General features: G+C 63.7%; 22 protein-coding genes. 14 read left to right on the forward strand and 8 right to left on the reverse strand.

Annotated features, from left to right (window positions below; translation table 11 throughout):
• Positions 1–97: 97 nt before the first annotated feature.
• Positions 98–1,303 (reverse strand): multidrug effflux MFS transporter, encoded by a 1,206-nt coding sequence (locus NKJ00_RS19610; protein ID WP_352611229.1) that lies wholly within the window; start codon positions 1,301–1,303, stop codon positions 98–100.
• Positions 1,304–1,490: 187 nt separating this feature from the next.
• Here NKJ00_RS19610 and NKJ00_RS19615 point away from each other — a divergent pair, with 187 nt between their 5' ends.
• From NKJ00_RS19615 to NKJ00_RS19630, 4 genes are all read left to right on the forward strand, one after another.
• On the forward strand, positions 1,491–2,180 hold the full coding sequence (locus tag NKJ00_RS19615) for a TetR/AcrR family transcriptional regulator (RefSeq protein WP_128306088.1): 690 nt from the start codon (positions 1,491–1,493) through the stop codon (positions 2,178–2,180).
• 118 nt (positions 2,181–2,298) lie between these two features.
• On the forward strand, positions 2,299–2,841 hold the full coding sequence (locus NKJ00_RS19620) for an SspB family protein (protein WP_128306087.1): 543 nt from the start codon (positions 2,299–2,301) through the stop codon (positions 2,839–2,841).
• 16 nt (positions 2,842–2,857) lie between these two features.
• Positions 2,858–3,055 (forward strand): DUF4169 family protein, encoded by a 198-nt coding sequence (locus NKJ00_RS19625; RefSeq protein WP_127260259.1) that lies wholly within the window; start codon positions 2,858–2,860, stop codon positions 3,053–3,055.
• 10 nt (positions 3,056–3,065) lie between these two features.
• Entirely contained in the window at positions 3,066–3,290 is a 225-nt protein-coding gene (locus NKJ00_RS19630; protein ID WP_128306086.1) for a ribbon-helix-helix domain-containing protein, read from the forward strand.
• Here the strand turns inward: NKJ00_RS19630 and NKJ00_RS19635 are convergent.
• Positions 3,287–5,089 (reverse strand): chloride channel protein, encoded by a 1,803-nt coding sequence (locus NKJ00_RS19635; protein WP_023813095.1) that lies wholly within the window; start codon positions 5,087–5,089, stop codon positions 3,287–3,289. The genes NKJ00_RS19630 and NKJ00_RS19635 overlap by 4 nt on opposite strands.
• 156 nt (positions 5,090–5,245) lie before the next feature.
• Between NKJ00_RS19635 and NKJ00_RS19640 the strand changes: the two genes are divergently transcribed.
• The 3 genes from NKJ00_RS19640 to NKJ00_RS19650 all read left to right on the forward strand — a co-directional run bounded on the left by NKJ00_RS19640 (position 5,246) and on the right by NKJ00_RS19650 (position 7,013).
• On the forward strand, positions 5,246–5,683 hold the full coding sequence (locus NKJ00_RS19640) for a MarR family winged helix-turn-helix transcriptional regulator (protein WP_352611230.1): 438 nt from the start codon (positions 5,246–5,248) through the stop codon (positions 5,681–5,683).
• 126 nt (positions 5,684–5,809) lie between these two features.
• Positions 5,810–6,115, forward strand: a complete 306-nt coding sequence (locus NKJ00_RS19645; protein ID WP_128303532.1) for a hypothetical protein — start codon at positions 5,810–5,812, stop codon at positions 6,113–6,115.
• Between the two features lie 16 nt (positions 6,116–6,131).
• Entirely contained in the window at positions 6,132–7,013 is an 882-nt protein-coding gene (locus tag NKJ00_RS19650; RefSeq protein ID WP_128303531.1) for an RNA polymerase sigma factor, read from the forward strand.
• A gap of 34 nt (positions 7,014–7,047) precedes the next feature.
• On the opposite strand, the gene NKJ00_RS19655 is transcribed toward NKJ00_RS19650, so the two are convergent.
• Positions 7,048–10,980: an AsmA family protein gene (locus tag NKJ00_RS19655; RefSeq protein WP_352630860.1), complete on the reverse strand. Its 3,933-nt coding sequence runs from the start codon at positions 10,978–10,980 to the stop codon at positions 7,048–7,050.
• A gap of 131 nt (positions 10,981–11,111) precedes the next feature.
• Between NKJ00_RS19655 and NKJ00_RS19660 the strand changes: the two genes are divergently transcribed.
• On the forward strand, positions 11,112–12,098 hold the full coding sequence (locus tag NKJ00_RS19660; protein ID WP_352611233.1) for a Dyp-type peroxidase: 987 nt from the start codon (positions 11,112–11,114) through the stop codon (positions 12,096–12,098).
• Between the two features lie 30 nt (positions 12,099–12,128).
• Here NKJ00_RS19660 and NKJ00_RS19665 read toward each other — a convergent pair whose 3' ends face one another.
• Together NKJ00_RS19665 and NKJ00_RS19670 are read right to left on the reverse strand one after the other, a co-directional pair.
• The gene (locus tag NKJ00_RS19665; RefSeq protein ID WP_128303528.1) at positions 12,129–12,650 is read right to left on the reverse strand and encodes a hypothetical protein; all 522 of its coding nucleotides are present in this window, start codon (positions 12,648–12,650) and stop codon (positions 12,129–12,131) included.
• Between the two features lie 121 nt (positions 12,651–12,771).
• Positions 12,772–14,184 (reverse strand): FAD-binding oxidoreductase, encoded by a 1,413-nt coding sequence (locus NKJ00_RS19670; protein ID WP_128303527.1) that lies wholly within the window; start codon positions 14,182–14,184, stop codon positions 12,772–12,774.
• 97 nt (positions 14,185–14,281) lie between these two features.
• Between NKJ00_RS19670 and NKJ00_RS19675 the strand changes: the two genes are divergently transcribed.
• From NKJ00_RS19675 to NKJ00_RS19685, 3 genes are all read left to right on the forward strand, one after another.
• Positions 14,282–15,058: a hypothetical protein gene (locus NKJ00_RS19675; protein ID WP_128303526.1), complete on the forward strand. Its 777-nt coding sequence runs from the start codon at positions 14,282–14,284 to the stop codon at positions 15,056–15,058.
• A 140-nt stretch (positions 15,059–15,198) separates the two neighbouring features.
• Positions 15,199–15,678, forward strand: coding sequence for a thioesterase family protein (locus NKJ00_RS19680; protein WP_023813101.1), 480 nt, complete (start codon positions 15,199–15,201; stop codon positions 15,676–15,678).
• 235 nt (positions 15,679–15,913) lie between these two features.
• Positions 15,914–16,111, forward strand: a complete 198-nt coding sequence (locus NKJ00_RS19685) for a hypothetical protein (protein WP_013531006.1) — start codon at positions 15,914–15,916, stop codon at positions 16,109–16,111.
• 15 nt (positions 16,112–16,126) lie between these two features.
• On the opposite strand, the gene NKJ00_RS19690 is transcribed toward NKJ00_RS19685, so the two are convergent.
• On the reverse strand, positions 16,127–16,606 hold the full coding sequence (locus NKJ00_RS19690) for an Lrp/AsnC family transcriptional regulator (protein WP_128303525.1): 480 nt from the start codon (positions 16,604–16,606) through the stop codon (positions 16,127–16,129).
• Between the two features lie 89 nt (positions 16,607–16,695).
• On the opposite strand from NKJ00_RS19690, the gene NKJ00_RS19695 reads away from it, so the two are divergent.
• Positions 16,696–17,604, forward strand: coding sequence for an EamA family transporter (locus NKJ00_RS19695; protein WP_352611237.1), 909 nt, complete (start codon positions 16,696–16,698; stop codon positions 17,602–17,604).
• A gap of 10 nt (positions 17,605–17,614) precedes the next feature.
• Here NKJ00_RS19695 and NKJ00_RS19700 read toward each other — a convergent pair whose 3' ends face one another.
• The gene (locus tag NKJ00_RS19700; protein WP_128303523.1) at positions 17,615–18,502 is read right to left on the reverse strand and encodes a dienelactone hydrolase family protein; all 888 of its coding nucleotides are present in this window, start codon (positions 18,500–18,502) and stop codon (positions 17,615–17,617) included.
• A gap of 433 nt (positions 18,503–18,935) precedes the next feature.
• Here NKJ00_RS19700 and NKJ00_RS19705 point away from each other — a divergent pair, with 433 nt between their 5' ends.
• Positions 18,936–19,370 carry a hypothetical protein gene (locus NKJ00_RS19705; protein ID WP_352611238.1) on the forward strand — a complete coding sequence of 145 codons (435 nt, stop codon included), beginning with the start codon at positions 18,936–18,938 and terminating at the stop codon, positions 19,368–19,370.
• A gap of 124 nt (positions 19,371–19,494) precedes the next feature.
• On the opposite strand, the gene NKJ00_RS19710 is transcribed toward NKJ00_RS19705, so the two are convergent.
• A complete protein-coding gene (locus tag NKJ00_RS19710; RefSeq protein WP_352611240.1) occupies positions 19,495–21,813 on the reverse strand; it encodes a glucose/quinate/shikimate family membrane-bound PQQ-dependent dehydrogenase in 2,319 nt (772 codons plus the stop codon).
• Positions 21,814–22,065: 252 nt separating this feature from the next.
• Between NKJ00_RS19710 and NKJ00_RS19715 the strand changes: the two genes are divergently transcribed.
• Positions 22,066–24,729 (forward strand): ATP-dependent helicase, encoded by a 2,664-nt coding sequence (locus tag NKJ00_RS19715; protein ID WP_352611242.1) that lies wholly within the window; start codon positions 22,066–22,068, stop codon positions 24,727–24,729.
• The last annotated feature ends 61 nt before the right edge of the window (positions 24,730–24,790 follow it).

Consider the following 24,790-nt stretch of genomic DNA (forward strand, 5'->3'; position numbering starts at 1 on the left):
AACTCTCGCTGTATTTGGACATGCAAAACCCCCGAAGGTTGTGTCCAACTTTCGGGGGTCAGTTCAAAACGGGGCTTTTTTCATTTGTTTTGGTTGCTTATTCCGCCGGTGCCTCGGCAACCTCGCGCGAGCGGCCGAGCGTGATCTTGGCCAGCGTGAAGGAAATCACCGCACACAGCGTGATCCCGGCCACCATCGGCAGCGGCGTACCGTCGAAGAACACGCCGGCGACACCCATGGCGAGTGCGCCGATGGCGAAATGCAGCGTGCCCATCAGCGCTGAAGCGGTGCCGGCAATCTCGCCATGTTCTTCCATGGCCAGCACCGAGGTGGTCGGAATGACTAGGCCGAGAAAGCCGTAGCCGACGAACAGCAGCGCCGCCATCATATCGAGCCGGTCGATGCCCGTCGCCATCACCGCGAACAGCACCACCATCGTCGTCGCATAGCCGGTCACCGCGACGCGCACCACGCGCCTCAGGCCGAAGCGCTCGGCCAGCAGCCCCGTCATCTGCGACATGCCGATGAAGGCGACCGCGTTGATCGAGAAGAACACGCTGTAGACCGAAGGCGACAGCCCGTAATGGTCGATCAGGATGAACGACGAACTCGACAGATAGACGAAGAAGCTGGCAATGCCGAAGCCGGCGATCGCCGTCAGACCGAGGAAGTTGCGATCACCCATCAGGAAGCGGTAGGCCGACAGCGCGGTGCCGAAGGAGGACCCGGCGCGATCTTCCACCGGCCGCGTCTCCTTGAGCGAAGTCGCCAGAAGGATGGTGGCCAGCAGAGCCGCGCCCGTCACCGTCCAGAACACGGCGCGCCAGCCGAAATTCTCGATGATCACGCTGCCGGTCAGCGGCGCCAGGATCGGCGACACCGAGAACACCAGCATCAGCAAGGACATCAGCTTGGCGGCCTCATTACCGGTGTGCAGGTCGCGCACGATGGCGCGCGGAACGGCCATGCCGGCGCTGGCGCCAAGCCCTTGCAGGAAACGGAAAGCGATCAGCCATTCGATGGTCGGCGCCATTGCCGAACCGATGCCGCCAACCATGAACAGCGCAAGACCGCCATAAAGCGGCAGCTTGCGGCCGATCATGTCGGAAATCGGCCCGACGACGATCTGGCCAAACCCCATCGACAGGAAGAAGATCAACAGGCTCATCTGCACCGCAGCGGTGCTGGCATGCAGATCCGCGCCGATCGACGGCAGCGCGGGCAGATACATGTCGATGGCGAACGGGCCGATGGCGGACAACAAGCCGAGCACGACCGCGATGCGGAGGAATTTGGGACTCATGATAAAGGCTCTTTCAAATCTGGTTGCCGCCGCTAGGCGACGTCTAACCTAGGACGTTCCATCCCGTGAGCTTCCGACAGCTCGAGAGCGAATTCTATCCGTCTCTCTCACGCGAAATCTCTTTATCTTGTGTCCACAAATTTAGACACTCTTGTCTAAATCGTCAATCACCTCTATATAGTTTTTTATGAAGCTGCACGTTTCTCCTGACATTTTCCCGCCACGCGGCCATGAGGCCAAGCGCCTCTCGATCGTCGATTCCGCGGCTGCCGTGTTTTGCCGCGAAGGTTTCGCCGGCGCCAACATCGATCTGATCGCGGCCGAAGCCGGCGTTTCGCGCCAGACGATCTACAACCATCATGGCGACAAGCAGAAACTGTTCGTCGCCGTGGTCCGCGACCTCACCGAACGCTGCAATGCCGGCATCTTCGCCACCATTGCCACCTTCCCCGACCAGCCCAAGGATCTCGAAGCCGATCTGATCGGCTTTGCCGTGCGCTTGAACCAGAATTGCATCTGCAACCGCGACGGAAAATTCCTGCGCAAGCTGATCCAGACCGAAGGCGAGCGCTATCCCGAACTGTTTGCCGAATGGCGCGAACAGGGACCGGGCAGAACATGGCCGGCAATCGCCGCCCGCTTGGCCCGCCTCGCCTATGGCGGCTATCTCACGATCGAGGACCCGGATGTGGCGGCACGCCAGTTCCTTGGCCTCGTCAATGCCGAACTGCAGACCACCTTCATGCTTGGCGGCTCGCCGCGCGAGGACGAGGTGCTGCAATCCGCGACCAATGGCGTGCGCACATTCCTGCGCGCCTTCGGCAAGCGCCGGTCCGCGGCATCGTCCGAAAAGCAAAGCGCGCTCGCCAGCGCCTGAGCGATCAAATCGCTGGCAATAGTCTTCGCTTCCGCGCGAGGGTGATCTATATGCGGTTTACGCCGCCCTCAAGCTTGATTACAGCTATGCGGACGATTCAACGGAACCCGACCGCCACATGGCCGACGACCACATCCGCTACGACATTCTGGCCCAGGAGGCGTTGCGCGGCGTCATGCGCAAGGTCCTGGCCGAGGTCGCGCGCACCGGCCTCCCCGGCAACCACCACTTCTTCATCACCTTCCTGACCGGCGCGCCGGGCGTACGCGTGTCTTCGCGGCTGCGCGAGCGCTATCCCGAGCAGATGACCATCGTCATTCAGTTCCAGTATTGGGACCTGAAGGTGACCGATACCGGCTTCGAGGTTGGCCTGTCCTTCTCCGATGTGCCGGAAAAGCTCGAAATCCCGTTTTCGGCCGTACGCGGCTTCTATGATCCGTCGGTCAATTTCGAACTCGAATTCGACGTCAAGACGGATGGCGCGGCAGCCGAGGAACCAGCCGCTCCAGCCTCGCCTGAGCCGTTGACCATCGTCTCCGAGAAAAAGCCGAAGGCGGAGAAGAAGGCAGCTGCCGCCGAGGCGGAGAAGAAGCCCGCAGCGGCGGACGCCAGCACCAAGGGCGCCGAAGTGGTCTCGCTCGACGCCTTCCGCAAGAAATAGGCCTGCGGTTCACGCCATGGCTGACATCGTCAATCTCCGCCAGGCTCGCAAGCAGAAGGCGCGGGACGAGAAAGTGCGCGTCGCCGAACAGAACCGGGCACTGTACGGTCGCTCCAAGGCAGAGAAGCAACGCGACCGCATAGTCGCCGACAAGGCCGAAAACTTCGTCGCTGGGCACCGCCGCGAGCCATCCGGCGCCGAAGACGACCAGTGAGCTGTCACCAGTGAGCGCGGTCGAAAAGCGCTCGGTGACCATTCGTGGTCACCGCACCAGCTACTCGCTTGAAAAGCCCTTCTATGAGGACCTCGTCGCGATCGCGGCGACCAGGGAGCTGACGCTCGCTGCGCTTGTCGCCGAAGTCGACGAGACGCGGCCCCGCGACACCAACCTGTCCTCGGCGCTGAGGCTCTATGTGCTGGAGTGGGCGAAGCACGCAGAGAGAATCTAAAGGCTTTCGACGGCGTCGTTCTTTTTCGTGTGTCTGGTGCCGAAGCCAAGCAAGGTCGAACGCTCGCGCTCCTCGGCCTGTTTCCTGGACCGCACGCGCATCAAATCCTTCCAGCCGACATAGCCGACCAGCAACGAGCCTTCGCGAGTGACGACGGGCAGATGAGAGACGTTGGCCAGCAGCAGTTTGTCGGAGAGGCCTTCGAGATATTCGTCCGGATAGGCCAGCGTCACCTTGCTGCCGGCCAGCAGTTCGCCAAGCGTGGTGGTGCGGTGCGTGCCGGCGCGTCTCCAGCGCAATATCGCCGGCGGATCGATGAGGCCCAGCACATGGCCGCGCTCATCGACCACCGGGAAACTCGGATGCCGTGTTTCCGGCGCTGTCAGGAACGCTGCCGCGCCATGCAGCGTCATCGTCGCCGGCACGCTTTCGACTTGTGACGTCATCACCTCGCGCACCCTGGTCAGGGCGAAAGGGTCGACGCGGTATTCGCGAACCAGATGATGTCCCCTTCTGGCGATCTTTTCGGTCAGGATCGATCGCTTCATCAGAAGCACGGTGACGGCGTGCGCCGCAGCGCAGGCAGCAATCAGCGGCACCAGCATATGCGTGTTGCCGGTCAGTTCGACGGCGAAGAACGTGGCGGTCAGCGGCGCACGCATCGTGCCGCCCATGGTGGCGGCCATCGCCAGCAGCGCCCAGAAACCCGGATCCGCGGCAGGCAGAACGCCGGCGAGCACAGCGCCCATGGCCCCGCCCATGATCAACAGCGGCGCCAGCACACCTCCCGACGTTCCCGAGCCGAGCGCTACCGACCAGATGATCGCCTTCACCACCAGCAGGAGGAGTGCTGCCGTCGCGACGGTGCGGCCGTCCAGCATGTCAGTGATGTTGTCATAGCCGACGCCGAGCGCGTGCGGCTCGATCAGCCCGCCGATGCCGACCACCAGTCCGCCAAGCATCGGCCACCACATCCAGTGGATCGGCAGCTTCTGAAAACCGTCCTCGCAGGCATAGACCATCTGCGTCAGCAGCCCCGACAAAAGTCCTGCACAAACGCCGATCGCCACCCAGCCGGCAAGGCCGACAAAGGACACCTCCATGCCGCCCTGAAACGGAAAGATCGGTCCGGGCAGATGCAGCATGGTGCGCTCCACCTCGGCGATAACAGCCGCGACCGCCACCGGGATGAAGCTGCGCGGAGTCCATTCGAAAAGCAGCAGTTCGACCGCAAGCATGATGGCGGCGATCGGGGTTCCGAACACCGTGGTCATGCCCGCCGCAGCACCGGCCACCAGCAGCGTCTTGCGTTCGTTGTCGCTGACCGGCAGCATCTGCGCGATCAGCGAACCGATCGCGCCGCCGGTCATGATGATCGGGCCCTCGGCGCCGAACGGTCCGCCGGAGCCGATCGAGATCGCCGACGACAGCGGCTTCAGGATCGCCACCTTGGCGTCGAGTCTGGAACGCCCGAGCAGGATGGCCTCTATGGCTTCGGGAATGCCGTGACCGCGGATCTTCTCGCTGCCGAAGCGCGCCATCAGGCCGATGATCAGCGCACCGATCACAGGGACGATGACGGAGGCATAGCCCAGCGGCGTGTCCTCGAGCTTCAGATCGGCGAGCGTGAACTGGCCAAAATAGGCGATGTTGGTGGCCAGCCGGATCAGCTTCAAAAGCGCGATGCCGGCAACCAGTCCAGCTGTCGCCACCACCACGGCAATGGCGGCGACGAACAGCACCCTGGCATCCGTGGTGAAATCGCGCAGATGCTCCGGGTTCGAGTGAGGGGTCTTCATGGCAGTTTGCTTCCTGGCGGCGCGCCGTACGTCTGAGATGCGGCACGGTCGAAGCGGCCAGCCGGGCTTGTTGGTGGATATGTATCGTAACACGATATAAATATTCAAGCCGGTTTCGCCCGAAATCCGTTTGAGCTTTCGCCGGAAAACGAACACATGTCTGATATGTCGCAGCCACAAAAATCACGCCCCGCCATCAGCCAAGCCGATTACCAGCGGCTATCGGAGTTTCGCTACCTGATCCGCCGCTTCCTCGAATTCAGCCAGGTCCAGGCGGAAGACGCCGGCCTGACCCCGCGCCAGCATCAGGCGCTGCTGGCGATCAAGGGATTCCCCGGCGGCGGCCCGGTGACGGTTGGCGATCTCGCGGAACGCCTGCGCATCCGCCACCACAGCGCCGTCGAACTGGTCAACCGCCTTTGCGAAACAGGGCTGGTCGCCAGAAATCAGGACAAGGACGACCACCGCCGCGTGCTGCTGCAACTGACCGAGCGCGCCGACGATTGCCTGGCCGAGCTGTCGGCGGCACATCTCGACGAGCTTTCACGCATCGAACCGATGCTGCGCCGGCTGCTCGATCGGGACCATGCGTAAGGCTCCAGACCTTGCACGAAAACGGCACCGAACTATTTTCCCGGCCTCCCGAATCCTTTGGCTTCGCCACAACGTCTCGGACGTAAGCGGCCCGCAAAGCGCAGGGCACGAAGAGGAAAAAACGCGATGAAACGCCACCTGATACGCTACAAGACGAAACCGGAACGGACCGATGAGAATGAACGGCTGGTCAAGGCCGTGTTCCAGGAGCTGCGGGAAAAGTCGCCGGAAGGTGTTCGCTACATGACATGGCGGTCCGACGACGGGACCTTTGTCCATCTGGTCGAGACGGAAACCGAGGCCCATGCCGACATCATCACCGGGCTGGCGGCATTCGAGGCCTTCCAGAGCGGCATCAGGGATCGCTTGATCGAGCGTCCGCAGCGCGAGGAAATGACCGTGGTGGGCCACTACCGGATGCTGGACCAGTAACGGCAAACAGAGGTGCATGAACATTCCTGGCGAGATCCGCGAGCCTTTTGACCGCCTGTTCGGCGAAATGCGTCCCAAACTGCACCGCTACTGCGCCCGCATGGCCGGCTCGGTCATCGACGGCGAGGACGTGCTGCAGGAAGCCCTGGCCAAGGCGTTCGAGGCGCTGCCGGATGCCGGCCCGATCGCCAACCCGGAGGGCTGGCTGTTTCGCATTGCCCACAATGCTGCGCTCGACTTTCTGCGCCGGCGAGCCCGCGAAAAGGCCTTTTCCGATGAGGACCCGGATATGATCGTCGACCCGGCCAATCCCACCGCCGATCGTCAGGCCGCCGCGGCCAGCCTGCACACTTTCATGCGCCTTCCCGTCACGCAGCGAAGCAGCGTCATCATGATGGACGTTCTGGGCTATTCGCTGCAGGAAATCAGCGCCACGCTCGATACCAGCATCCCCGCCATCAAGGCGGCGCTGCATCGTGGCCGCCACCGACTGCGCAATCTTGCGGACGAACCGGACGACCGTCCTGTTCCGAGACTGAGCGCCGCGCAACGTCTGCTGCTCGACGCTTACATCGACCGCTTCAACGCCCGCGACTTCGATGCGGTGCGCGACATGCTGGCCGATGAGGTGCGGCTGGAACTGGTGGCCAGGGCGCGGCTGAATGGCCGCAAGGAGGTCGCCACCTACTTCAGCAACTATTCCCGCGTGCAGGATTGGCATCTTATGCTCGGCTTCGTCGAAGACAGGCCAGCAGTCCTCGTCCGCGATCCCAATGACCCAACAGGGCGCCCCACCTATTTCATCCTGCTGGCCTGGCAGGACGGCAGGCTTGCCGCCATCCGCGATTTTCGCCACGCCCGCTACACCACCGACGGTGCCGAACTGTTCGTTCTTTGAAACGGTCTCGGGGCGGAAAGGCCTCCCCTACTGCCTACTGCAGCGACTTCAGCAGATTGTCGATCGTGAACGGATTGGACTTCGGCTTGGCCGGCGGCGGATTGTCATTGGCTTCCGGTGGCGGGGCACGCTCCACCTTGGGAGCCTGCTGCGCGGCCTTGCGCTCGGCCTCGAGCCTTGCCTTTTCCTGCGCCGCGATGCGCACCGCCTCTTCCGCCTTCTGCCGCTCCTGCTCGGCCTGCGCTTTGGCCGCCTCGTCGGCGGCCTGCTTTTCGGCAGCCGCCTTCGCATCGGCATCGGCCTTGGCCTTTGCGTCCGCCTCAGCCTTGGCCTGGGCATCCGCTTCCGCCTTTGCCTTGGCGTCCGCCTCGGCTTTCAGCCGCGCCGCTTCCTGCTGCTTGCGCAGTTCTTCGGCCGCCTTGTCGCGAGCATCCTGCAGCGCCGCGTAGTAGCGGACCTCGCGCCGAAGCCGCTGCTTTTCGAGCAGCGCGGCCTGCATCGCCTCGACGCGCTGCTGTTCCTTTTCCAGCGCGCGTTGGGTCAGGAACTGCGCCAGCGGCTCACTGTCGAATGCTCGTTTCACCGCGCCGAACGGCCCCTCGGCGGTGAAATTCACGACCGGCTCGGAGCCGACCAGCGCCTCGTCGCCCGGCCGATAGGTGATCGCACCCTTGGCCGACACCGTGACCGCGTTGAGATCCGCCGTGACGTCGGCGGACAAGGTCGCCGCCGGATTTTCCAGGCTGACCGGCGGCGCCCGCAGCGTGCCGCCGGCAACCGTGAAGGCTATGTCGGTGTCCTTGGCGGCTAGACTGCCATCAGCGGCGATGTCAGGCGCGAAGCCGGCAGTCTTGGCCGCATCGATGTCACGCCCGATCGCATCCGCCTTGACGAGGAACGCACTGAACGCATCTGGATTGACGCCAGCAACTTTCACGCCCTTCAACGCCGCAGTGCCGGAGCCTGATAAGGCGGCCACCATCCCTTCGACCGATTTGCCGCTGCTTGACAGCGCTGTCGAGAAGTCGCCGATGCCGTTGATGCCGGCATCCGGCAGCACGGTCGCCAGATCGGCGCCCGCCAGTTTCATCTGGCCAGAGAACAGGCCGGTGCCGTCATTGTTCTTCAGTTCGAACAGGCCGGTGAGCGCCCCGCCCAGCAATTTCGCCTTCAAATCCGAAACGCGGATGCCTTCCTGGTCCAGCTTGAGCGAAAAGGCGGCATCATACGCGGTGGCGAACCGACCGGCGGCGAGCGCTGCCGTCGTCAGGTCTAGGTCGGCGGTGAACGGCAGGTTGGACTTCTGGCTGAACGGTGTCGCCGGCCACACGCCACCCTTGCCTGCCCCTTCCTTGTCGGCCCCGTCTTTGTCGGCAAGAAAGGCGGAATCGCCGAACAGCGCCACCGCCATCGGATCGAGGTCGAGTTCGTCGAGCGCCAGCGCCCCGGCCAGATGCGGCACGCCGGCCTTTCCGTCGACCCCCTCCTTTACATCGATATTGACGTCGCCGGACACCGCCGCTTCGTTGATAGCGCCGTTGAGTTCGTCCAGCACCAGCAGACCGTTGCCATAATCGCCCTGCGCCGAGAGCGACGTCGACATGCCCGCCCCCATGCCCGGCAGGCCGATACCTGTCGTCATCAGCCATGGCTCGATGTCGGCGGCGTCGAGGCTGAGCTTGCCCTTGGCGGCGAAGCCTTGCGGCGTATCGGCGATCGTTCCCTCGAAACCAGCCTTGAAGTCGTTGCCGGCAAGGCTGAAATTCGTCGTCAGGCCGCCACCAAGCGTTCCCTTGGCCTGAATATCGGTGCTTGCCTCGCCCAGCATGCCGAGCGGCAGCGCCGGCAGGCCGTAGAGGGCCAGCAGCGTGGTGGCGTCAGGGTTTTTGGCATTGAAGGTAAGCGCCACCGGCGCTTCAAGAAGCTTGTCCACCGCCCCCTTCCCCGACAGCGATGCGGAAAAGGCCGAGCCGCCCGCCTTGCCTTGCCCGCTCACCGCCAGCCCCGTGGTGCCGTCGCCATTGTCGGCCGCACTCGCCACCAGGTCGATGCGCGCATCCTGGAACAGCTCGGGATAGGCAGCGGCACGGCTCGCCAGCCCTTTCAGCACGGCACTGTCGGGATAGTGCTGGGCGGCGACGTCGACCAGCGGCTTCAGGTCGACGGCAACCACCGATGCATCGAGCTTGCCGGTCGGGCTCGCCGGGAAATCCTTGACCCGGCCGGTGGCGCTGATCGAGGCGCCGGCCAGTCCGCCCACCGACAGCCGGTCGATTTCGAGCAGCCCATCGCGCAGCCTGAGCGCCGTGTCGATCGTATCGGCGGTCAACCCTCCGGCATTGACCGGCCCGGCCTTGATCTGGAAATCGAGGTCGCGGTCGGCAAAGCGATTGGCCCCCTTGTCGCTGACGAAGATCGAGGCGAAGGCCGCCAGCCCGTCGATATCGAGGTCGCCCCCTTCGAGACGCATCAGCACTGAGGGCTTGGCATCGTCGGGCTGGGTGGAATCGATGCGGCCGGAAAACCTAGCCTTGCCCAGGATCAATTCGAGATCGCTGAAGGCCTGGCGCTTCTGCGAGAGGTCGACCTTGGCCTTCAAGCCGGCGGCAGGCAGACGGCGGATCGCCTCGTCGACATCCTTCGACAGCCAGGCGGCAAAGCCGGAGGGTTGCGCCACGGCCAGCAGCAGCGAGCCGTTGAAGCCGAAATGACCCTCCAAATTGAGCACGAGCATGCCATCGGCTTCCAGCGTGGTGCGGCCGGGCAAGGTCGCGGCAAGCGATTTCACCGACCAGCCGCCATCGACCGGCTCGGCGGAAAGATGCACGTCGCGCACCGTGGTGTCGCCGGCCACCACCGCCGGCAGCTTGACCTCGACGGTGCCGGGGATAGTCGGCTTCGGCATGTCGAGCAGCGCCTGCTCAAACGCCGCGATGCGCTGGTCCAGCGTCAGGCCGGCGCCGGCCTCGGCGCCCACCGCCTCGTCGAACTGCACCTGCGCGCCATTGGCCTCGATGGCGAAACTCGGTTTCAGCCCGAGATCGACAGAAGCCTCGCCATCGGCGGTGTAGGGGTTGTCGAGCGGCCCGGTCTCGAAGCGGAATTCGTCGACGCCCAACTTCTGGTGGTCGAGCGAAAACTTGCCGTTCAGCCGAAAGCCCGGATCGGGCTTGCCGGCGGAAACCTTCACCGTCTCACCGTCGGTGCTGCGCAGCTCGGCGCTGTTCTTGTCCGCACCGGAGATTTTGAATTGGCCGGAATAGACGGCAGCGCCATTGACAATGCCAGCATTGCCGTCGGCTTCGATGACCAGCGGATAGGCGTCCGGATCGGCCTTCAGCCGCAGCCGCATCTGCCCGTTGCCTTCAGCCTTGCCGGTGGACGCGGTGACCGCGGTGCGCAACCCGTCCAGCCGCAGCGTGCCGTCCATGCGCCATGGCCCGGCCAGCGACTTGGCCGAGATGGTCGAATTGATCTCGGAAAACAAATGGCTGCGCCCGCCGGCGGCATGGCGCAGTTCGATCTGCCCTTCCGTCACCGTCAGCTTCTCGATCGAGATCTGATCGAGGTCGAAGGGCGAGGACGGCCGCATCGCCCAGTCGACCGTGCCATTGTTGGCGATGTCGATGGTCGCTTTCGGCCGCACCAGCCGCATGTCGAAGATCAGCACTTCGCCGCGCAGGAAGGGCGCCAGTTCCGCATCCATCGAAAACGTCTCGACGGTCATGGCCGGCTGGCCATTGGGGCCGCCGGCGACAGCGACGTTCGAGAAGGTCACCGAGGGGAACGGCAACAACCTTGCCGTGGCGTCGCCCTGCACGGTCACCTTGCGGCCGAGAATGGCGCTCGCCTCGCGCTCGAATTGGGCGCGGTAGCCGGTCCAGTCGACAAAATACGGCACCACCAGCGCCGCACATAGCACCAGCACGAACAGGCCACCAAAGATCACGAACAGGCGTGCGAGCATCAGCTCCGAATGGGTTGATTGAAATTCTGCCGCACTCTACCCGCATCCGCGTGTCGATAAAGAGGCAATTCATCCAGTGTTGCGCGATCCCGGATGATCTGAAACAAATCCTCGCAAAGCGGAGAATTCGGATGTCTGGGAAGAACTGGGATCGCGTGCCGATCGACGCGCAAAGCGTCGACGCTCCGCTGTCGCTTTCGGCGGTCTTTCTTGTCGTCACCGTCGCCGGCGAGCAGACCGCGCTCGCCAAGGTGGCCTCCGTGCTTGGTGGGCTCGACGATCTCGTCAAAACCGTCGGGTTCCGCGATCTTTCCGGGCGGCTTTCGTGCATTGCCGGCATCGGCCGCGATCTCTGGGATCGTCTTTCTCCAGATCGGCGGCCGCTGGAACTGAAACCGTTTGCGCCGATCAAGGGATCCGTTCATTCGGCGCCCTCGACCGCTGGCGATCTTCTCTTCCACATCCGCTCCGAACGCCCCGACATGTGCTTCGAGTTCGAGCGCATTCTGCTCGACAATCTCGGCGACGGCGTGAGCGTCGTCGACGAGGTTTCCGGCTTTCGCTATTTCGATGCGCGCGACCTGCTCGGCTTCATCGACGGCACGGCCAACCCGACCGGCCTCGATTTGCCCGCCTCTGCGCTCGTCGGCGATGAAGACGCCGACTTCGCTGGCGGCAGCTATGTCGTCGTCCAGAAATATCTGCACGACATGCAGGCCTGGGCGCGCATTCCGACGCCCGAGCAGGAAGCGATCATCGGCCGCACCAAGATCGACAACATCGAAATCGACGATGACGACGCGCCGCGCAAATCACACAAGTCGCTGGCCACCATCGAGGATGCCGATGGCAACGAGTACGACATATTGCGCGACAACATGCCGTTCGGCAGGCCCGGACAAAACGAGTTCGGGACCTACTTCATCGGCTATTCCAGATATCTTTGGGTCATCGAAAAAATGCTGCAGCGCATGTATATCGGCGACCCGCCGGGCGCCTACGACCGCCTGCTCGATTTCTCGACGCCGCAGACCGGCACAACGTTCTTCGCGCCAACCCGCCCCATGCTGCAGGCGCTTGTCGAGGGCGCGCAGGAGAAGGTTCCCGCCGCCCGGTAAAGAACGGCTGACGGCCTCTATCGGCGAAGATCAGCGTGCGTCGCGCTTCGCTTGTGCCACCTTGCCCGCCTTGCGCTGCCGGCCGAATTCCGCTGGCCGGACCAGCTTCGGCGCCCGCTTGCTAGCCACGGCGCGCATGCCCTTGTGAGCCGTCCGCGAATTGAGCGCGGGACCGTCCGCCGGCGCATTTTGCTTCATGGCCAGCACCTTGCGCGCATTCCCAACCAGCGAAACGCTGGCCGCCAGTTGCCGGCGCCGCTCGGCCTCGCCATTCAGCCGCCGCATCGCCATGGCTAGCACCGCCAGCTTTACCTGCGAACCGCCATCGGACTTTGAGGGCGAAGCACCTTTCGGCGCTCCCTTGCCCCGCATTTCGCGGCGGCGCCGATGCGCCTCGGTCTGCGCCTTGTCGCGCCGGTCCCGCAACAGCTTGACCAGACCGGCAACATCGGCGTCGGAAAGCTCCTGCACCGAAGGATGGTGCGATTTCTCCACCAGTTCCTGTTCGTCGGCGCTCAGCGCACGCGCCTCTTCCTTGCGTGAAATCGCCATGACACTTTTCCTCCGCTGGCACGCCTGTCTGTTTCAGGCCTCGCTGCTCGCCGAAGTCTCGGCCCGAAAATGGTGGCATGGTCAAGACGAGCCGCCTGCGGCCTTGCGCTGGAGGACTCGCCTAGTCCCCCGGCAAAATCTTGCCCGGGTTCATGATATCAAGCGGATCCAGGGCCTGCTTGATCGTGCGCATGATGTCGACGCCGTGGCCGAGTTCATGGCGCAGGAAGCCGATCTTTCCCTGGCCTATGCCGTGCTCGCCGGTGCAGGTGCCGTCCATGGCGATCGCCCGCATGTTGAGCCGCGAGACGAACTTTTCCGACAATGCGATCTCCTTGGGATCGTTGACATCCATCAGCACCAGCACGTGAAAATTGCCGTCGCCGGCGTGGCCGACGATCGGCGCGATCAGACCCATCTCCGCTATGTCGGCTTCGGTTTCCATGACGCATTCGGCAAAGCGCGAGATCGGCACGCAGACATCGGTCGACAGCCCCTTGGCGCCCGGCCGCAACGTCAGCGACGACCAGTAGGCGTCGTGCCTGGCCTTCCACAGTTTTGTGCGCTCCTCGGCGACGCTGGTCCACAGGAACGGCCCGCCGCCATTCTCTTCCGCGATCATGCCAAAGGTCTCGGCCTGTTCGGCAACGCCGGCATCGCTGCCGTGAAACTCGACGAACAGGCACGGGCTTTCGGGATAGTCGAGCTTCGAATAGTTCTTCATCGCCCGCATCTGCAACGCGTTGACCAGTTCGATGCGCGCCACGGGGATGCCCATCTGGATCGTCGCGATGACAGCATTGCAGGCCGCCTCGACGCTCGGAAACGGGCAGACGCCGCCGGAGATCGCCTGCGGGATGCCTTGCAGCTTCAAGGTCAGCGAGGTGATGATGCCGAGCGTGCCTTCCGAGCCGACCAGCAGCCGCGTCAGATCATAGCCGGCCGAACTCTTTTTCGCCCGCTTGCCGGTGGTCACCGTTTCGCCGTCGGCCATGACGGCGGTCAGTGACAGCACGTTCTCGCGCATCGTGCCGTAGCGCACGGCATTGGTGCCGGACGCCCGCGTCGCCGCCATGCCGCCGAGCGAGGCGTTGGCGCCCGGATCAATTGGGAAGAACAGGCCGGTGTCGCGCAGGTGCCGGTTCAGATCCTCGCGCGTCACACCAGGTTCGACCGTGCAGTCGAGATCCTGCGGATTGACCGCCAGGATGCGGTTCATGCGCGAGGTGTCGACCGATATGCCGCCGCCCGGTGCGTTGGTGTGACCCTCCAGCGAGGAGCCGACGCCAAAGGCGATCACCGGCACATGATGCGCGGCACAGGCGCGCACGATGTCCTGCACCTCCGCGGTCGTCTCCGGAAACGCGACGCCGTCAGGCGCCTGCGTCGGGATGTAGGTGGTGGTGTGGGCGTGCTGGGAGCGGATGGCCTGGCCGGTCTGGAATCGCTCGCCAAGCTGCTGCTTGAGGATGCCGAGCACCGCTGCGATGCCTTCCTCGTTGCGTTCGACCGGGTTGAGGTCGCTCAGAGCCATATTTTTCTATCCCAACTTTTCTGCAGGAGGTCTAAGCCACTTGCCGCATAGATGTCCATTCGGCTAGTCAAATGGTTGCCGTGACCTCGGGTCGGAAATGAAAAATTCGGTACTGGCAGGATACATACTTTTTTTCCTGGCGCTCTTGCCTGGATGGGCGGTGCATACAGCGGCCACCCAAAGTCGCGTCGGCTGGTTTGGTGCGGTCATCTTCTTTGGCTTCATAGGGCTATTCGCTGTGTTAAGCACTCGAGCATACCCGGGCACTGATCGAAAGCCCGGTCCTTTCGCTCGGCGTTATGGCGGATATCTTTGTGTCTTTATCTTTGCCACTTTCTTGTCCGGCGAGTCGCTTGCCATCGCGCTTACCTACGGCGAGCCCGATCAAGGCTTCATAGGCGAGATAGGTTCGATATTATCTGCCCTGGGATCATATCTTTTCCCCGTTGTTGCCAAATACGCGAATTCCATTCAACCGCCTCTTTCCGATAAATCGATCTTCAGAGCTCAATCCATAATAACTTGCTTTCTTTTTGCAGGTTTCATATCTTCTATTTCGATTTTTATATACTATGTCGCTATGCCAAAAAATGAGATAACCGAAAGACTCAATGCTGGCGGGCGCAAAAGACCAAATACTTTGACCGCTTTCGCTGGTGTTATTTTCGGCATTCTTACGAGTCTGAGCGCCTATTTTGGTATCGACGAATTTCAAACAAAAACTGAACACTGCTGGCTAAATGCTGCTTGCTATACCGCAGGTGATGATTTGACACTCTTCTGGGCTGCGGTTGGAAAAATAGTGATGATGTTTTTCTTCCCGCTGGGCGGTCTTGCGATGTTGGTTGCTCGTCGCACTCTGCCAGAAAATTAACAAGCCGGTCCGAGCGTTCGACCGGGTTGAGGTCGCTCAGAGCCATGAATTCCTCGGCGAATGGACCAGTGTCCACGCTTGTTATGCGATTATGGATGCGTAGTCTTACCCGCCACGCTCGGTCCAACAAGGAAGTTTCGATGCCCATCCCCACTCCCTTCGTCTCAAAACCCATGGACATCGAGAAGGACTGGATCGACTACAACGGCCATCTCAACATGGCCTATTACAACGTGCTGTTCGACCGCTGCTCGGACGATGCCTTCGAGGCAATGGGCATGGGACCGAACTATGCCAGGGATCGTCGCCTCACCATCTACACGGCCGAAGTCCATGTCTGCTACGTGCAGGAGCTGCACCTCGAGCATAAGGTCACGGTCTCATTCCAGCTCATCGACCACGACGACAAGCGGCTGCGGGCCTATCAGGAAATCCGCCATGTCGACGGCTGGCTGGCCGCGACGTCCGAATCGCTGTCGCTGCATGTCGACATGTCCGGGCCGAAGGTGGCGCCCTTCCCCGCCGATGTGCTGGCCAGGGTCGAAGCCATGCGCGCCGCCCATTCGGCACTGCCGATGCCGGAACGGGCCGGCCGCTCGATCGGCATCAAACGCAAATAGGGCGAAGCCGATACTTCTCGTTTCCGGCTTCAAAGCCACACCGGCAATCTAAAATCGCGGAACCCTCCCATCGGCCGGCGGCGACGCTTGAAGCGGCGCCGTGGCCACGTTAACCTTACCAAGGTTTTAACGGGAACAAGCCATTTGAGCCGTTGCGCGACTCAGCGGGTCGGTCGAAAACGATCCGCATCGAGGTAGCCACACGGGCGGCGCGGCGCCGGTTCGAGGAAAGTGCATGAAAACCGACATCAAGGTCGAGGTGGACAGGCTGGCCGCCGATCCGCGCATCACCGACTATGATTTCTGGCGCTCGCTCAAGAACGTCAACAACGAGATCTTCCACATCGCCAACAACAACGAGCCGATCCCGTTCGACATGATCCGCTGGCGCGCCATCCTGAAGCAGGCGCGCATGAAGCGCGGCCACGCATAGGTCTCTCCCTGTACGTCAAGCCTGGCGCCGCAACGCCGCCAGAGCCGAGCGCGCCACCACCGGCGACGACTGGATAATCGCCGTGTTGGTCATCGCGTAGGGGATGATGCGGTCGATCACCCGCTCAAGTTCAACCACCGAGCCGACATGCGCCAGCGCGACGAAACAATCCTCTCCGGTCACCCGGTCGCATTGCACGATCTCCGGCAGTTCGCGGATGATCTCGGCCACGACGGCCAGTTGCCCCGGCACCGGCCGGATGCGCAGCCATGCCGACAGCGGCAGGCCGAGTGCCGCCGGGTTGATCCTGACCGAATAGGCCTCGATGACGCCACTTTCCTGCAGCCGCTTGATGCGCTCTGCCACGCTCGGCGCCGACAGGCCAACCGAGCGTGCCAGCTCCGCCGTGCTGGTGCGCGCGTCCTTCTCCAGCAGACGCAGGATCTTCATGTCCGCGACATCGAGGTCGGCACTTTCAGTTCGAAGGCGCTTCATAGGAAATTCCTTGCTTCCGAGGGAGATCTCGCCAGACCAGCCCATCATCACTCATATAAACCGGCAAATATGCCTGCGATACTGATCCGATGGATGATCAAACGCAAGCTCTTACAGCAGACCCTGCCCCTGCCAACTCCACCGTCGGCAGGCTGACGGAAAAATTGCCGCCGCATGTCTGGTTCGGCGTCAGCGCCGTCTTCCACTATCTCGGGCCGGCATTCGCCGTCCTGCTTTTCCCGCATGTCGGCGTGCTCGGCATGGCGTGGCTGCGCATCGCCACGGCAGCACTCATCTTCGCACCCCTGACCCGCCCATGGCGAACCTTCGCCCGCGCCGATCGCTCGACAAGGCTGCTTTTGCTGGCCTTCGGGGCCTGTCTGGCGGTGATGAACTGTTCGTTCTACCTGGCGCTCGACCGCCTGCCGATCTCGCTGGTGGCGGCGATCGAATTCGTCGGCACCATCGGCGTCGCGGCGATCGGCCTCAGGAGCCCGCGCAATCTCGCCGCCCTTGCCGTTGCCGTGACCGGCACCTTGCTGCTCATCGACGTCAAGTGGTCCGATGATCGCATCGGGTTGTTCTGGGCCTTCCTCAACGGCGCGCTGTTTGTCGGCTACATCGTGCTCGGCCACCGCGTCGCCGCTTCGGGCGCAGGCAGCGGCATTGCCGGCCTGGGTGCCGCCATGGCGATCGCTTTCGTGGTCGTGCTGCCGATCGGCTTCACCGATGCGCTGCCGGCCTTTTTCTCGCCGCCGCTGCTGCTCGCCGCCATCGGCGTCGGCATCTGCTCGTCGGTTATCCCCTACATCTGCGACCAGCTCGCCATGTCGCGGCTGCCACGCGCGAGCTTCGCGCTGATGCTGTCGCTGCTGCCCGTCACCGCGACGCTGATCGGCGTCGTCGTGCTGCGCCAGATTCCAAGCTTTACCGATTGCCTCGGCATTGCGCTTGTGGCCGCCGGCGTCGCCTTCCACAAGCCGGCGAACACGGATTAGACGGACGCCCCTATGCCAGTTTCTGCTTGAGGAAGGCGATCGTTCTGCCCCAGGCCAGGTCGGCCGCCTTCTTGTCGTAGCGCGCTGCCGACGTGTCGTTGTTGAAGGCATGGTTGGCGCCTTCATAGACATAGACCGTGTATTCGACATGCGCCGCGTCGAGTTCCTTCTTGAAGGCGTCGATGCCGGCATTGATGCGCTCGTCCAGTCCGCCATAGTGCAGCAGCAAGGCCGCCTTGATCTTGGACATATCGGCGGCCTTCGGCTGCATGCCGTAATAGGCAACGCCGGCACTGAGATCGGGCGCGTTGACGGCCAGCATATTGACCGTGCCGCCACCCCAGCAGAAGCCGATGGCGCCGACCTTGCCGTTGCCGTCCTTGTCGCTCTTGAGGAAAGCGACGGTCGCAACACCGTCGGCGATGGTCTGCGCCGGATCGAGCTTGGCGAACATGTCGCGCGCCTTGTCTTCATCGGTTGGCGTTCCGCCGAGCGGCGACAGAAAATCCGGCGCCAGCGCCACGAACCCCTCCAGCGCCACGCGTCGCGTCACATCGCGGATATGCGGGTTGAGCCCCCTGTTCTCATGCACGACGATCACCGCGCCGAGCTTGCCCGCCTTGTCCACCGGCTTGACCAGATAGCCCTTCATTTCGCCGCTGCCGCCGGGATAGCTGATGTCCTCGCCCTTCACCCGCGGATCGTTGTCGGCGACAACAGCCGCTTGCGCCGAATTTGCCGCCAGAAGCGGCGCGATCGCGGCCGCCGCCGCACCCGATCCGGCAAGCCGGGTCAACTGCTCCATGAACCGGCGGCGATCGAGCGTCAGATGCGTATATTCGTCATAGGCATCGATCATCGCCTGGGTGATGGCGGGTTTGGCGTCGGGTTTCGTCATGGAAGAGTTCCTCTGCTTCGGGCTTCAATTCCCCAGCTACATAGGGACCAAGCCGGCATGATCCAGTCGACCACTCATCGCGGCCGTCGATCGCTTCAGGGTATGCAGCCAGCCGCGGCCGGGCAGTAAAGCCGGTGCCATGCGCGGCCGTGTCATCACTTTTTGGTCATTGGCGACAAATCCTGCTGGCGCTGCCACAATCGTGAGGGAAGGTGGCTATCGACGGTATCTTGACCGCGTGCCTACACGTCAAACCCAGAAGGAAGCGATGACCATGACCATGCCTTCCCCGATCCTCGCCAGCGCGCTCGTCCTTGCGGCGGCCGTCGCTTTGGCCCTGTGCTCGATGGTTCTGAACGCAGGCAGACGATCGTTGATCAGGGTCCGCGCTGAGCGGAACCGCAACACGAAAAACCAGGGTTGAGGTGACGCTATGAACGTCCAGGACATCGTCAACACCGTTTCGCAGAAGGCCGGCCTCGACCAGGCGACGACGGAGAAAGTCGTCGGCACCATTTTCTCGGTGCTCGAACACGAGGCGGAAGGCACAAGCGCCTCGGCGTTCTTCGCCAAGATCCCCGGCGCCGACGACCTCGCCCATCAATATGACGTCATGGCCGCCGCTCCGGCCGGCGGTGGCGGTTTTCTGTCGTCGTTGCAGGGCGCGCTTGGCGGCGTTCTCGGCGAGAAGGTCGGCGCGCTGATCAACGGCATCGCCGCGCTCAAAGCATCCGGGCTCGATATGGCGCAAATCCAGAAGGCCGGCGCGACGCTGATCCAGCAGGCCGAAGCCGCCGCCGGCCCCGACCTGACCAACAAGGTGCTCGGCTCGGTGCCCAGCCTGAAGGGTCATCTGGGGATCGGCTGATCGAGAACGGGCCGATCGGAAGATTTGCCGCCCCTCATCGCCCAGTCGGGCACTTTTCCCCGTCACTATACGGGGAATAGATACCGGCACAGACGAGGGGCGGCGCGACCTCTGAAAGATCGCGTTACCCCTTCGGCAGCGCGTAGGCCATCACATAGTCCCCAGGCTTGGTGCCGACCGAACCGTGGCCGCCGGCGACGATGACCACGAACTGGCGGCCGTCGGCGACCGTATAGGTCATCGGCGTCGATTGCCCGCCGGCCGGCAGCCGCGCCTGCCACAGCTGCTTGCCCGATGTCAGGTCGTAGGCGCGCAGGTAGTCGTCGACTGCGGCCCCCAGGAAGGCGACGCCGCCAGCGGTGATCATCGGCCCGCCGATGCCGGGCACGCCGACCTTCAGCGGCAGCGGCAGCGGCGTCATGTCGTAGACGGTGCCGTTGCGGTGCTTGTAGGCGATCTTGCCGGTCCTGAGATCGGCGCCGGCGACATAGCCCCAGGGCGGCGCCTGGCAAGGAATGCCGAGCGGCGACAGGAACGGCCCCATCACCACCGCATAGGGCGCGCCCTCGTTGCGGTTCAGCCCCTGCTCGCTGCCGCGCCCTTCGTCCGGCGGCGGCACCTGATCGCGCGGGATCAACTGCGACTTGAACGCCAGATAGGTCGGCATGCCGAACAGCACCTGCCGGACCGGATCGACGGCGACGCCGCCCCAGTTGAAGGTGCCGAAGTTGCCGGGGTAGATCAGCGACCCCTGGACGGAAGGCGGCGTATAGCGACCCTCATAGCGCAGGCCCTGGAATTCGATCCGGCAGGCCAACTGGTCGAACATGGTTAGGCCCCACATGTCGGCGCCGGTCAGCGGCTTCGGCATGAAGGTGAGATCGGAGACCGGCTGCGTCGGTGATGTGTGGTCGCCTTCGATCGCGCCGCCGGGCGCCGGCACTTCGTTGACCGCAATGACCGGCTCGCCGGTGCGGCGGTCGAGCACATAGAGGTCGCCCTGCTTGGTCGGTCCGACCAGCGCCGGCACCACCGTGCCGTCGGGTTTGGTGATGTCGATCAGGCTCGGCTGTGCCGGTACGTCCATGTCCCAGAGATCGTGGTGCACGGTCTGCCGCACCCATCGCACCTGACCGGTGTTGAGGTCGAGCGCGGTGATCGACGACGAGAACTTCTCGACATTGGCACTGCGCCCGGCGCCGAGCTGGTCCGGCGTCTGGTTGCCGAGCGGCACGTAGAGCAGGCCGAGCTTCTCGTCGGCGCTCGGCGTCGACCACATGTTGGGCGAGTTGGCGGTATAGGTCTGGCCGGCCGGCAGCGGCGTCGTCTGGTCCGGATTGCCGGAATCCCAGTTCCACACCAGCGCGCCGGTGGCAGCGTCGTAGGCGCGGATGACACCGGACGGCTCCTGCGTCGAATAATTGTCGTTGACCGCGCCGCCGACAATGATCTTGCCGCCTGATATCAGCGGGGCCGAGGTCGAGTAGTAATAGCCCGACTTCGGATAGGGCATGTTGGTCAGAAGGTTCAGCGTGCCGCCCTCGGCGAAAGCCGGGCAGACCTGCCCGTTGGCGGCGTCGAGCGCGATCAGCCGCGCGTCCGAGGTCGGCAGGTAGACGCGGGTCGCACAGGGCTGCCCGGCGGCGCCGGCGGCATCGGCATAATAGGCCACGCCGCGGCAGGTCTGGTGCTGGCGGTCCTTGTCGAGCTTGACCTTGGGATCGAAGCGCCATTTCTCCTTGCCGCTCGCGGCATCGATGGCGATGGCGAAATTGTGCGGCGTGCAGATGTAGAGCGTGTCGCCGATCTTCAGCGGCGTCACCTGATAGGTGGTCTCGCCGACATCGTCCGGACCCTTCACGTCGCCGGTCTGGTAGGTCCACGCCGGCTGCAGCTTGGCGACATTGTCAGGCGTGATCTGGTCGAGCGGCGAATAGCGCTGGCCGAACTGCGTGCGGCCGTAATAGTGCCACTCGCCGGCCGGCACATCATTGCCGAGATTGGCGTTGGCGACCACCTTGTCGGTGCCGAGTTCACCGGCAATGTCCTTCGGGTCCGATGTCATCGAATAACCGGCGACGGCCAGCGAGGCCAGCACGGCAAGGATCAGCGGTGCGCGCCCGTCAGGGCCGGCAAGACCCCGCCTCGCCCACGGCGTCAGCAGCCACAAAGCGAGAAGCACGATGATGCCGCCGCGCGGTCCAAGTTCCCACCAGTCGAAGCCGGTTTCCCAGACCGCCCAGGCCAACGTGCCGAGCACGATCACCGCGTAGAGCCACAGTGCGGTGGACCGGCGCCGGTAGAGCAGCCAGGCGGCGATCAGGAAGGCAAGGCCGGCAACGACATAGTACCAGCTGCCGCCCAGCATCGCCAGGCGGATGCCGCCGCCGCCGAGTGCCAGGCCGATGAGGAAAAGAATGAGGGATGTGATGGTGACAGCCAAGATGATACTCCTTCGACTGTTGCGCTTCGCGGCGCGGCCATGGCAACCCGGCATTGCGTCGCTGCCCGAAGCACAACTTTCTCCTGACGGTCCCGCCTGTCAAGCACGGGCCTCAAGCGCAGGCGGTAATGGTCCATCGCAATTGGAATAACATCGACCGCAGTGGGAGCGCGGGGCAGCAATCGGGCACTTTAGCGGAACAAAACGTAGACAGTTCTGGTCTTTCCCCACCGAATCACTACATTCGGGGCAATGTCCGGCTTTTCCGAAGACATGCCCTTTTTCGACGAACCCAATGCGCGGCCCACGGCCCCGTCGGGCATCGCCGCGCGCGCCATGGCTGCCCGCAGCGGCCACAACAACGCGCCCGACTATCTCAAGGGGCTGAACCCCGAGCAACGGCTGGCGGTGGAAACCACCGAAGGCCCGGTTCTGGTGCTGGCCGGAGCCGGCACCGGCAAGACCCGCGTGCTCACCACGCGCATCGCTCACATCCTCGCCACCGGCAAGGCGTTCCCGTCGCAGATCCTCGCGGTGACCTTTACCAACAAGGCCGCGCGCGAGATGAAGATCCGCATCGGCGTGCTGATCGGCGAAGGCAATGTCGAGGGCATGCCATGGCTCGGCACCTTCCACTCGATTGGAGTGAAGCTGCTTCGCCGCCATGCTGAACTCGCCGGTTTGCGCTCCGATTTCACCATCCTCGACACCGACGACGTCGTGCGGCTGATCAAGCAGCTGATCCAGGCCGAAGGTCTGGACGACAAGCGCTGGCCGGCCAAGCAGTTCGCCCAGATGATCGACGGCTGGAAGAACAAGGGGCAAGGCCCGGCCGACATCGCCGAGGGCGATGCGCGCGCCTTCGCCAACGGCAAGGGCCGCGAGCTCTACAAGGCCTATCAGGAGCGGCTGAAGACGCTGAACGCATGCGATTTCGGCGACCTGCTCTGCCACCCGATCCGCATCTTCCGCGCCAATCCGGACGTGCTCAAGGAATACCATAAGCGCTTCAAATACATCCTCGTCGACGAGTACCAGGACACCAACACCGCCCAGTACATGTGGCTGCGGCTCCTGGCGCAAAGGCCGGATGCCGGGCGCAAGCCTTCGGCGACTAATCTCCAATCGGCCGAAGGCCGCAAGGACGACCGTCCGTCCGAGCCGTTGCGAGGCCCCCGCGGAGGGCCCGCGCCGGCAGGCGCGGAACAGCCCGTGAGCGTGAATATATGCTGCGTCGGCGATGACGACCAATCCATCTATGGCTGGCGCGGCGCCGAGGTCGACAACATCCTGCGCTTCGACAAGGATTTTCCCGGCGCCACCATCATCCGGCTGGAGCGCAACTACCGCTCGACCGCGCACATACTGGGGGCCGCCTCCCACCTCATAGCCCACAATGAGGGCCGCTTCGGCAAGACGCTGTTCACCGACCGCAACGAGCCGGAGGACGGCAAGGTGCATGTCCACGCCGCCTGGGATTCCGAGGAAGAAGCGCGCGCCGTCGGCGAGACCATCGAGACCTACCAGCGGCAAAAGCACAATCTCAACGACATGGCGATCCTGGTCCGCGCGTCCTTCCAGATGCGCGAATTCGAGGATCGTTTCGTCACGCTCGGTCTCAACTACCGCGTCATCGGCGGCCCGCGTTTCTACGAGCGCATGGAGATCCGCGATGCGCTGGCCTTCTTCCGCGTGGTGGCGCAAGGCGCCGACGACCTCGCCTTCGAGCGCATCGTCAATGTGCCCAAGCGCGGCCTTGGTGAAGCCACCATCCGCCAGATCCACGACACGGCCCGCGCGCTGCGCATCCCAATGCTGGAAGCCGCCGCCAAGCTCGCCGAAAGCGACGAGTTGAAGCCGAAGCCGCGCGCCGCCTTGCGCGAAGTCGCGGCCAATTTCGAACGCTGGCAGAAGGCGCTGGAAACCACGCCGCACACCGAACTCGCCGAGACCATTCTCGAAGAGAGCGGCTACACCGACATGTGGAAGAACGACCGCTCGGTTGAAGCCCCCGGCCGGCTGGAGAACCTGAAAGAGCTGATCCGCTCGATGGAGGAGTATGAATCGCTGCGCTCCTTCCTCGAGCATGTCGCACTGGTCATGGACGCTGAGCAGAACGCCGGGCTCGACGCCGTCTCGATCATGACGCTGCATTCGGCCAAGGGCCTCGAATTCGAGACCGTCTTCCTGCCCGGCTGGGAAGAAGGTCTGTTCCCGCACCAGCGAGCGCTGGACGAAGGCGGCCGCTCCGGGCTGGAGGAAGAGCGCCGGCTTGCCTATGTCGGCCTGACTCGCGCCAAGAAGAACCTGCATCTGTGGTTCGTCTCCAACCGCCGCATCCACGGCCTGTGGCAGTCGACCATCCCGTCGCGCTTTCTCGACGAACTGCCGGAAGCCCATGTCGAGGTCGCCGAAAGCGGCAACTCCTATGGCGGCTACGGCAACTCCTACGGCGGCGGTTCTTTTGCCTCCGGCCGCGGCGGCCAGGGCGCAGGACGGCAGAACCCCTATGGCGCCTCGCGCTTCGACAATGTCGGCGCCGACACCGAAAAATCCGGCGCCTTCTCCAACACCTATGCGACGCCGGGCTGGCAGCGCGCGCAGGCCAACCGCACCGAAGCCACCGACCGCAACTGGGGCTCGCGCTCCGGCCACCAGGTCGAGCGCATCGGCTATGGCGAGACCGATTCCGGCTACGGCGCCGGCCGCACCTCGGTCAAAGGCCGCACCATCGACGGCGAACTGGTCGCCAAATCCGTGGCCGACACGCCATCGCCCTTCAATGTCGGCGACCGCGTCTTCCACCAGAAATTCGGCAACGGCAACATTTCCGCGATCGAAGGCAACAAGCTGACCATCGACTTCGACAAGGCCGGCCAGAAGCGCGTGCTGGACGGGTTCGTCGCGGCGGTGTGAGCGCCCGCTTGCCCTACAAGCGACCATTCTCTGGCGGAAGCCCCACCTTCGTCATCCACGG

It is taken from the genome of Mesorhizobium sp. M0227 (assembly GCF_040321855.1).
GTDB lineage: Bacteria > Pseudomonadota > Alphaproteobacteria > Rhizobiales > Rhizobiaceae > Mesorhizobium.